At 28.7% G+C, this 5,045-nt stretch carries 5 protein-coding genes; all 5 read left to right on the forward strand.

The genetic code is table 11. The annotated features are described in order from the left end of the window. The coding region (locus tag Q1X91_RS14825; protein WP_300759256.1) for a hypothetical protein at positions 1 to 298 on the forward strand (298 nt) is incomplete at its 5' end. Positions 299 to 969: 671 nt separating this feature from the next. Next, positions 970 to 2,049 (forward strand): TDP-N-acetylfucosamine:lipid II N-acetylfucosaminyltransferase, encoded by a 1,080-nt coding sequence (locus Q1X91_RS14830; protein ID WP_300759258.1) that lies wholly within the window; start codon positions 970 to 972, stop codon positions 2,047 to 2,049. Between the two features lie 101 nt (positions 2,050 to 2,150). Beyond that, a complete protein-coding gene (locus Q1X91_RS14835; protein ID WP_300759260.1) occupies positions 2,151 to 3,176 on the forward strand; it encodes an EpsG family protein in 1,026 nt (341 codons plus the stop codon). Further along, positions 3,176 to 4,069, forward strand: coding sequence for a glycosyltransferase (locus tag Q1X91_RS14840; RefSeq protein ID WP_300759262.1), 894 nt, complete (start codon positions 3,176 to 3,178; stop codon positions 4,067 to 4,069). Before Q1X91_RS14835 ends, Q1X91_RS14840 begins: the two co-directional genes overlap by 1 nt. Positions 4,070 to 4,082: 13 nt before the next feature. Then, the gene (locus tag Q1X91_RS14845; protein ID WP_300759264.1) at positions 4,083 to 4,853 is read left to right on the forward strand and encodes an ATP-grasp fold amidoligase family protein; all 771 of its coding nucleotides are present in this window, start codon (positions 4,083 to 4,085) and stop codon (positions 4,851 to 4,853) included. Positions 4,854 to 5,045: the final 192 nt, after the last annotated feature.

The following is a 5,045-nucleotide window of genomic DNA, read 5'->3' on the forward strand; positions in this document are numbered from 1 at the left end:
GGCAGATACAGAAATAGGGAGAAATTCGATAATACTTTCCGGCGTGAATATATCGCATACAAATAAGATAGGCAGGAACTGCTTTATAGCAGGAGGCTCAACAATAGGTGCTTATACAGAGGTAGAGGATTTTGCATTTATCGGACAGGGTGTATTGACTATTTCATCTAAAGTGCCCAGGATAGGAAATCATGCATATATCGGGGCCGGCTCACTACTGACAAAGGAGGTGCTTCCATATAATGTTGTATGTGGCAGGCCTGCAAAGGTTATCAAGATTAATGATAAAATAGATTGATATGAGTTATGGATGACATTACGATTGCTCGACCTCTTTATTTCAAGGAGATTAGTAGAACGGCATTATGCTGGCATGGATTCCATAGTTGAATTGTTTTGCGCTTGGTAATACATAATATGGAAGGCTATCTGGAGGCCTACCATAGGTTGCATAACCACGGTGCCTTGAAAATTATACGCAGATTCGGGTTCAATTTATTGAATATCCAAATCATGCTATGGATTCCAGCCATGACGGATTATTCAAATCTTTAGATATGGTATTCCTCGCCAGTACGGGTGGAAATTTAGCTGAAGCTTCACGTTATTTTGCATAGTATTGTAGCAAAGGACTGTAAATAAAGGATGCTAATTATTTTTCTGATGATGTAGTTGTGAGTGTTCATTCCCATAAGTTTAAGAACGGCAATAAGGAAGATCTTACATGGTTTATCCATATTTTCGTAAAAGCGTGTATTGATGCAGAAGCATACATAATAGTTATGCATGGTCATTAACTTCGTGGTATAGGAACTTACAAAATCGGAATTATTTTTTATAGTCTTGGAAATTCAATTTTCCAATATGAGGTATTGGACGTATTGCCAGATGAATTTTATAATAGTTAATACGCTTTTTTGGATATTGTAAAATAAAATGAAGCTAAATCATTGATTATATTGATTAATTATGATACATGATATGCTAATAAATGTTTTTGATGTTAGGGCCTTTTATCTAAATTTCAGAATAATTAAATCATTTCAAGAAATTTTAAATTCTACTTCCGTAAATAATATATATGTTATTTACGGACAAAAAGAGCCATATCAAAATAAATATGAAACATTTTTCATTGAAAGGAATATAAGTTCTTATATTTTTATAGATAATATTTTCTTATTATATGAATTTGTACTTAAACATAAAAAATTTGTATATCTTCTACATGGTCTTCCATATCCGCCAATGTTTGTTTTTTGGTTTGCTAGAGTAAAAACTTCGTGGGTATGCTGGGGACATGGGGCATCTATTAATAAAAAAAATATAAAATCAATTTTATTTACTCCAATAAAAACAATTTTGTATAGGTACTTTACTTCAGTATCAGTTTTAATGACGGGAGACAAGACGAGTTTAGAAAAAGACTATGGATTAAAAAATATAACACTAACTCCATATCCACAAGTTGGAAATTTTCAAGAATTATATAAACAGCTACTGGAAAATACAGTCTCTGAAAGTAAGAAAAAGATAGTTATTTTAGGGCCTAATGCGCATAATATATGCAATTATTATAATTTAATTGATTTACTTTCTAACTATAAAGATAAAATTATTATAAGGTGTATGCTTCAATATCCTAAGTTACCTAGTTCTGAAATAAAAGAATTGGCCGATAAAGGACATGAGATTTTCGATAAAGATTTTATAATAGATACTACTTTTCTAAAATTTGAAGATTACATTAATTACATTAATAATTGTGATATTTATATTTGTGGGAAGGACACCCAATCTGGACTGGGTGCAATATACACTTCATTGAAATTAGGAAAAAAAATATATTTGACAGGGAAGAACCTGGATTGGATAAAATCCAGTGGTTATATTGTTTTTAATATTGAAGATATTAAGGAGGACCCTATTGAATCAGTCTTACACCCATTAACATTATCAGAGAAGTTGTATAATTATAATTTACAAATAAATATTAACAATCGAAACAAACAAATTTGGATAGATTATATTAAGAAATTGACAAGGTAATCTATAATCTTCATATTATTATTGTATTTGTCTGTACATTATAATTATACGGTCTTTTAATTGTATTCAATTGTAATAGAATTATCGTGTTTTTTTATTTTTTGTTTACTTTTATAGTAGCGATTTTAACATTTAATATTAAAACTAATAATAGTTTTAATATTAAAAACAAACAAGATATTGCAATTATTATTATTGTCTTAGTTGCCATTCTAAGATTTGATGTAGGGTATGATTACCCTGTCTATTATGAAATGGCACAAACTTTTTCTGGAATTAACATTGATCGGTGTGAACCGTTAAGTAAATTAATAATTTATATTGCATATTGTTGTGATTCACCACCATTAATGTTCGTTATGTTCGGGTTATTAAGTTATTCATTCTATTTTTCTACTATAAAAAAGTATTCAAAAGATATATCAATTAGTATTATTAGCTTTATAGCTTTCATATTTGTTACTGATTTAGGCAATATTCGACAATCATTAGCTGTTGCTATTTGTTTCTGGGGTTACAGATTTATTATAAATAAATCTGTACTAAAATATATAATAACATGTATTATTGCCATGTTATTTCATACTAGTGCTATATTTGCAATACCGATATACTTTTTATATAATAAATTTAATATAAATCATTTTATTTTACTAATTCTGGTATTAGCTTTTAGTTTTAATATATTAATCGATGAATTCGCCACTTTGGGTTTGTACGCTAACTATTTAGAGGTTTTAAATGATTATGAAGGCGGTGGAATAATTAAATATGCTATTATAGGATGGTTAGTACTATTTATATTGATTGATATTTTTCATAAAAACTTGAAACGTAATCTACCTTTTTATTTTATCATAATAATAGGTACTCTTATACCTTTCTTTTTAAATGGTCATTTTGGAGGCCGTGTCGCACGTTATTATTTAATATACTTGTGTTTATTAGTGCCAAATGTTTTATATTATGTAAAAGCTAAAATGAAATTTGTAGTGTGTTCTGTGTTGTTGTCATATTTTTTAGTTTTTATATATGTAGATTATTCAAACACAATGGCATTGACTCCATATAAAAATGTGCTATTTATTAATACAGAGAACCCCAATTTTAAAACAAAATTAAATTAATGATTAAATTTACCATTATTATTCCTCATCATAATTCATATTCTACTCTTTTAAGGTGCTTACAATCGCTTCCTTACGCTAATGAATTACAAATAATAGTAATAGATGATGATAGCGATGACCCTATAAAATTATCAGAAATAAAACAGCATTTTCCTTACGTTGAATATATTTATCTTAATAATAATTCGGGGGCCGGAAAAGCTCGAAATGAAGGGTTAAAAAGAGCAAATGGGAAATGGGTTATTTTCGCTGATGCTGATGACTATTTTATCAATGATTTTTATAATGTTGTTGATTCTTATTATGATTCTGATTCGGATATAATTTATTTTAAATCAGAAAGTCGAATTAGTGAAACAGGAGCTGTTGCAGATAGAGGCAATCCATTTAATGAACTTATTGATGGATTTTTATTGAATTATCCACAGTCAGAAAAAAAACTGCGTTTTAAACATTATGTCCCTTGGTGCAAAATGATTAACCTTGGGTTAATAAAGTTAAATGAAATTTCGTTTGAAGAAATAAGATATAGTAACGATATAATGTTTTCTGCTAAAATTGGTTATTACGCAAAAAAAATCGAGGCTATAAACAAAAAACTGTATTGTGTAACAACTAATGGAAATAGCTTGACTAGAATTATCAATAAAGAAAGTGTAATATGTAGATATGAAGCTACTTTACGCTATAACTCCTTTCTTGCCAGTATAAATGCAACAGAATTTCAGGCCGTAATATTAAAGTATATTGTTCTTTCATTAAAATTGGGCTTATCTACTACATATGAAATGATTGAGTTAGGTGTTAAATACCATACGAATTTTTTCAGTGGCTTAAATCGCTGGAAAGAAATTTTTAATAAAAATAAAAGACAAATTTCTCATTTTTGATAGGGTTATTGATATGCATAAAAATCTAATTCAATTGGTCAAGTCTTTGGCCAAACATAATTTTATATCTCCTATAAATATCGCACGTCTGAGGTATTTATATATATTACATAAATGGCCACACTTCAAGCATCCAAAAGATCTCAATGAAAAGATTAATTACCTAAAATTTTATGGCAATACATCACTATGGCCAAAACTTTCAGATAAATATGCTGTTCGTAAATATATTGAAGATTTTGGGTTAGGTGAAATTTTAGTTAAACTTTACGGGAAATGGGATTCAGTAGATGATATTGATTGGGATAAATTGCCTAATCAATTTGTAATGAAGTGCAATAATGGCAGTGGTGATGTTTTAGTCTGTCATGATAAAGCTACTTTAGATATTGATAAATATAAACAATACTTTGACTTGATGTTGCACCGGAAATTTGGTATTATAAATGGAGAGCCGCACTATATGAAAATTAAGCCATGTATAATTGCTGAAGAATTGCTAAATGCAAATACACAGCCATGTGGATCAACGTCTTTGATTGATTATAAAATATGGTGTTTTAACGGCAAACCACATAGCATTTTTGTAGTTTTAAATAGATCACGAGAGTCAGCTAATTGCGGTATTTATGATTTAAATTGGCAATATCGTCCTGAATTTTTGCGTTTTACAAATCATAAAATTTATTTTGGAGAACTGACATTTACTTCCCAAGGTGGTTGTATGGATTATTTCTCACAACAGTATCTTAATGAAACAGGTGCATTAATAAAGCTTCACTAAATCTTTTATAACATATTAGGCAAGCTACTATTGTGCAATTTTAACCACTAAAATAATATCCGTTTAATTATATTTATTATGAATTGAAATAATATAGGGACTGTCGTTAAAAGAATAAAAACTTTATAACGAATTGATTGCCAATGTAATATAAAATTTGTATCTTAGCTAAAGATAAAAAGAATACCTCCA

It is taken from the genome of uncultured Brachyspira sp., from assembly GCF_949287625.1.
Taxonomy (GTDB): Bacteria; Spirochaetota; Brachyspiria; order Brachyspirales; family Brachyspiraceae; genus Brachyspira.